This window comes from Caldisericia bacterium (assembly GCA_021158845.1).
Lineage (GTDB): Bacteria > Caldisericota > Caldisericia > B22-G15 > B22-G15 > B22-G15.
In genome coordinates this window covers 1-4,677 of the sequence record JAGGSY010000150.1, presented here as the reverse complement: position 1 = coordinate 4,677, position 4,677 = coordinate 1, and the positions used below count along the sequence as shown (strand labels likewise).

The 4,677-nt window shown below is 39.5% G+C and carries 7 protein-coding genes; 3 read left to right on the top strand and 4 right to left on the bottom strand.

Annotated elements, in window-relative coordinates:
* Positions 1-43: 43 nt before the first annotated feature.
* From J7J33_05380 to J7J33_05370, 3 genes are all read left to right on the top strand, one after another.
* Positions 44-787, top strand: a complete 744-nt coding sequence (locus J7J33_05380; GenBank protein MCD6168709.1) for a type IV toxin-antitoxin system AbiEi family antitoxin domain-containing protein — start codon at positions 44-46, stop codon at positions 785-787.
* The gene (locus tag J7J33_05375; GenBank protein MCD6168708.1) at positions 784-1,578 is read left to right on the top strand and encodes a nucleotidyl transferase AbiEii/AbiGii toxin family protein; all 795 of its coding nucleotides are present in this window, start codon (positions 784-786) and stop codon (positions 1,576-1,578) included. Before J7J33_05380 ends, J7J33_05375 begins: the two co-directional genes overlap by 4 nt.
* Before the next feature lie 161 nt (positions 1,579-1,739).
* A complete protein-coding gene (locus J7J33_05370; GenBank protein ID MCD6168707.1) occupies positions 1,740-2,387 on the top strand; it encodes a hypothetical protein in 648 nt (215 codons plus the stop codon).
* A 76-nt stretch (positions 2,388-2,463) separates the two neighbouring features.
* On the opposite strand, the gene J7J33_05365 is transcribed toward J7J33_05370, so the two are convergent.
* From J7J33_05365 to J7J33_05350, 4 genes are all read right to left on the bottom strand, one after another.
* A complete protein-coding gene (locus J7J33_05365; protein ID MCD6168706.1) occupies positions 2,464-2,895 on the bottom strand; it encodes an NYN domain-containing protein in 432 nt (143 codons plus the stop codon).
* Between the two features lie 33 nt (positions 2,896-2,928).
* The gene (locus tag J7J33_05360) at positions 2,929-3,225 is read right to left on the bottom strand and encodes a hypothetical protein (GenBank protein MCD6168705.1); all 297 of its coding nucleotides are present in this window, start codon (positions 3,223-3,225) and stop codon (positions 2,929-2,931) included.
* Positions 3,200-3,721: a nitroreductase family protein gene (locus J7J33_05355; protein MCD6168704.1), complete on the bottom strand. Its 522-nt coding sequence runs from the start codon at positions 3,719-3,721 to the stop codon at positions 3,200-3,202. Before J7J33_05355 ends, J7J33_05360 begins: the two co-directional genes overlap by 26 nt.
* A 262-nt stretch (positions 3,722-3,983) precedes the next feature.
* On the bottom strand, positions 3,984-4,677 hold a 694-nt coding region (locus J7J33_05350; GenBank protein MCD6168703.1), incomplete at its 5' end, for a M20/M25/M40 family metallo-hydrolase.

The following is a 4,677-nucleotide window of genomic DNA, read 5'->3' as shown; positions in this document are numbered from 1 at the left end:
TATACACCAAAGTTATCAAAATTGTTAACTATGGTGGATAATTATGAGAATTGAAATGCTTAACAAACTCGCGAGAAAGAGGATCTTCACCATAGAGGAAGCGGTTAAGATAACAGGGATTGATAAAAACATCCTGAAAGTTCTCCTTAGCAGGCTCGAGAAAAAAGGCTGGATTGAGAGAATTGAAAAGGGAAAATACATTGTAATTCCTTTGGGAGCAGAAAAAGGAGAATACACGCTTCATGAATTCATAATAGGTTCTCTGCTTGTAAAGCCTTCCACTATAGCCTATTGGTCAGCTCTCAACTATCACGGCTTTACCGAACAAATACCCAACACTGTATTCATCCAGACGACAGCAAGAAAGAAAAAACAAGACCTCAGAATTTTTGGGGTTAGATACAAAATCGTCAGAATAAAGCTCGAGAAATACTTCGGTATTGAAAAGACATGGATTGAGGAGTTTCAAGTTCCCATAACAGACAGAGAAAAAACCGTAATCGACTGCTTAGATAAGCCGAGATATTGTGGGGGAATACTTGAGGTTGCTAAGGCATTCAGGGAGGAGCTTGAGGCAGAAAAGCTCAGAGAGTATGCAGTGAGGATGAATAATTCTGCCGTCATAAGACGGCTTGGCTACTTGTGTGATTATTTTGGAGTAGATATTGGCTTACCAAAGCTGAAAACGAGAAACTATATTCTCCTTGATCCAACAATGCCTAGAGAGGGACATGTTGACAGTAAATGGAAGATCATAGTTAATGTTGAATTGGAGGGATTAGAATGATTCCGATACTTGAAATCAAAGCAATTGCGAGAAGAGCAAAAGTTCCTGAGAGTACTGTGGAGAGGGATTATGCCCAGAACTGGCTCTTGTTTGGGCTTTCAAAGACATCACTTAAAATGGCGTTAAAGGGAGGAACCGGAATAAAAAAGGTCTTCATTGGGGATTACAGGTTTTCTGATGATTTAGATTTCACGCTTTTGGAGGAATATGACAGGAAAACAATACTGGAGGAGTTATTGAGAGGTGTTATGATTGCCAGAAGAGAAAGTGGTATCGGTTTTGAAGAGAACATTGTCTTTAAAGAGACGTTGAATGGCTATGAAGCTACGGTATACTTTAGAATAATAAGAACATCGGGTTCTCCACTAAAAATCAAGATTGATTTGACCAAAATTGAAAACGAACTCATCTTGCTCACATTAGAAAAAAGGAGGATTATTCACCCTTACTCTGATGAATGCAATGCTGAAGTCTTAGTGTATTCCCTTGAAGAAATCTTTGTCGAGAAAGTCCGCTCGCTCTTCCAGAGAACGAGACCAAGGGATTTGTATGATGTCTGGTGTTTGAAAGAGATCATAGAGTGGAAGAAAATCCCTGAAATAATCTTTGAGAAGTTTAAGGTCAAGAGTGTTCAGTTGGAGTTTGAGGAATTTGAAAGACGTAAACTCCATTACGAAAGAGCTTGGGAGAGAAGCCTAGGTCATCAAATAAATCCACTCCCGGAGTTTGAGAAAGTCTGGAGTGATGTGCTGAAATTCTTGAAAGAACTGGAGGATAGTGTTAAGCCATGAGGATTAAAGTCTCATGAAGCCTCACAGGGCTTAAAGGTATCATAAGTTGAAAAAGGTGAAGCCCATGAGTGAGGCAAGTAACGTTCTGATTATATTTTAACATTGAATTTGTTCTCAACTTTTATAATATCAAAACTCCTTACTAATTTCTGGTGGTAGTCATGGCGTCCAAGTTGAGTTATGTTTTGCTGGTTCTGGTGGTTATTTCAATTTTGCTTAACGGAGTTTTGCTCTACGCGCTATTTCAGGTGAGGAACATTGCCATGACGGAAATCGACAGTGTCGTTGATGTGGTGGAAGGGATGAAAGACCAAAAGATAACCTTTGAGTATCCCATAGATCAGGAGGTTGAGGTACCGATAAGCAAGCAGATAGAGGTTCCAATTGTTATGGTTATGGATGTGCCTATTAATAAGGAGATTGAGACGGAAGTGCCCATAGATACTTATGTTACCGTTCCGGTTAAGCTGGTTGCAAGGGCCAGGGTTGCTCAAAACATAACGACTACGGTTGATGTAAATGGAGAGCAGAAGGAGATTATTGTGCCTTTGGATACGTATGTTGATGTTCCGATTGATACGACCGTTAGGGTTCACTTCAAGGACACTTTCCCGGTGAAGGTTCCTTTGGATTTGACGGTTGAGGTTCCGGTGAATGAAACGGTGGTTGTTCCCTTTGAGGAGACTTTTAAAGTGCCAGTCCACATGGAGGTTAAAATTGAGAAGACTTTGGATGAGCTTGGATTAGGAGAGATAATTGATGAGGTGGTCAGTATCTTGAAGGGAATTAAGGTTGCGATTGGAGGGTAGATTTTTGGTTTATTTTTATTTTTGACCATACAACGTTTTCTCGAGAATCAAGTGATTAAATATCAATTGTAGAATGCTAAATGTTGGGAAGGATAGGGCGTGATAACTTTATAATTTCATCTGCGGTGTTTTGAAGGGCTTGGCTTAGGTCTTTTTTTGGAGCTATGATTATTACTTTTTTTCCAGCTTTCTTGGCTTCAAGTAAGAGGGGGAGAAAGTGGGCATCTCTAACTCCTAACGCTAGAGTATTTATTCTTGGATTATAAATAATCTTCATTGCTTCCACGGCAACTGCTACATCAGCACGACCATTGACAATTATCGGTTCTAGGCCGTACTCAATTACTACCTTAACCAATCTTGATGGGGTATTATGATTCAAAATAACCTTCCCCACAACGATCCTTCCCAAGCTCTTTAAAGCATCTAAAATATCCATTAAATCGACATTAAACTTTTTCAACAACACATTAGATCCATTAACAATCAAACCAATAGAGTTCTTCATCAATCATCACCGTTGAATTAAAAAGGAAATTTACTACGATTTTTTAATTATCTTTGCTAATTCTCTCAAAAGTTCATCTAGGAAGGTTGTGAATTCTTCTTCATCATACATTACTAGGTTCTTCTTCTCCTCAATTAACTTTTGAAGTTTTAATATTTCATTTGTTGTTTTCCCTTCTTTTTTCATTATTTCAATCAGCCTTGCTGCAGCATCCACCAATCTTAACGGACCGTAAAGGGGGGGTTCATCAACACACCCTCTTGCACTTGTTATCAAGAAAGCTAAAAGTTTAAAATGTTCATCATTAAAAATGTTGGCCGAATTTTTCAACGTGCACCACCTCTTCTAGGGGTCTTCTTTTTGGTGGTTCGGGCCAGAATTCAGGATAACCAAGACTAACCATTAACACTGGTTCAACATACTCCGGGATTTCTAGTAATTCCTTTACTGCAATTTTACTGAATGATACTATCGGACACGAGCCAATTCCCAAAGAATAAGCCATTAGCATCATGTTTTGAGCGGCCATGGAGATATCCATTATTGCCATGGTTTCGCCGAGTTTTCCAGCTTTCTTAGAGCGTTCTTTGTTTATACAGATGATAATCACGGTTACTGGATTTCCAAATAAACCCGGGGAGATAAGCTTTATCTTCTCTATTGTTTCTTTATTCATCACTACTATAAACTCCCAAGGTTGGATATTACTTCCACTTGGTGCCCAAATTCCGGCCTCAAGAATCTTCAAAAGCTTATCTGTCGGAATCCCTTCCTCTTTAAACTTTCTAACAGCCCTACGCCCCTTAATAATATGTATAACATCCATGGCATTAATCCCTCCATATGTGTAAGACTTCACTCCCTTTTTCAACTTCAAGGAATTTTTGAGCCTTTCAATCGTATCAATGTGGTCTTGTCTGTGTTTTTGATCTGTGGCTGGATATTTGAACTTTTATTATTTTGAGAACGTTGGGAGGGGTAGGTAATTAGGTCAGCAGTAAAGAGTTTGTATTTAGGTTTAACTATCTCTTGGACATCTTTACAAGCAGTATCAAACTCCATGGAGATCACCTCGTTAAAAGACGTCATCAAAGGAGTGTCAAAGCAGCCATGACCTTTGCATCCTCAACCATATTGTCTATTTTTGCGTATTCGTTTGGTTGGTGGGCCGTTTCATCTAAAGTGGCCCAAACAACTGCTGGGATTCCAAGTTTTCTAAAGTAAGCTGCAAAGGTTCCTCCACCAATACCACCAATTTTAGTATCCTTCCCTCTAAGCTCTTTTATTGCCTTCTGGAGAAGTTTGACAATCTCACTGTCCTTAGGAGTTGGGACTGGGGCATCAAGCCTTTGTAAGACTCCTACTTCTATTTTTGGCAAGATTTCTCCCTTAATTTCTTTCTTGTACTTTTCCTCCACTCTTTTAGCAAACTCCTGGGCATCACTCAAAACATCATCCAACTTGTATTGGGGTAAGACTCTACAATCAAAAACCACCTCATGCTCCCCCGGAGCAATGTTTGGTGCATCGCTTGGATTACCTCCCATTGTGGGTTCGAAAGTGCTCTCTGGTGGATCAAAAAGCTCATCTCTTGCGTTATACTTCTCATGGAGAAACTCGTCAAGCTCTTTTGCATAATCAAGAGCAACACGATGAGCATTTAATCCCAATCCAGGCATGCTGGCATGAACTTGTTTACCCTTAACTTTAATTTTCATCCAGAGAATGCTCTTTTCGGCTATTTCTATAAATGTTCCCTCTTCATTTCCACCATCCGGCACT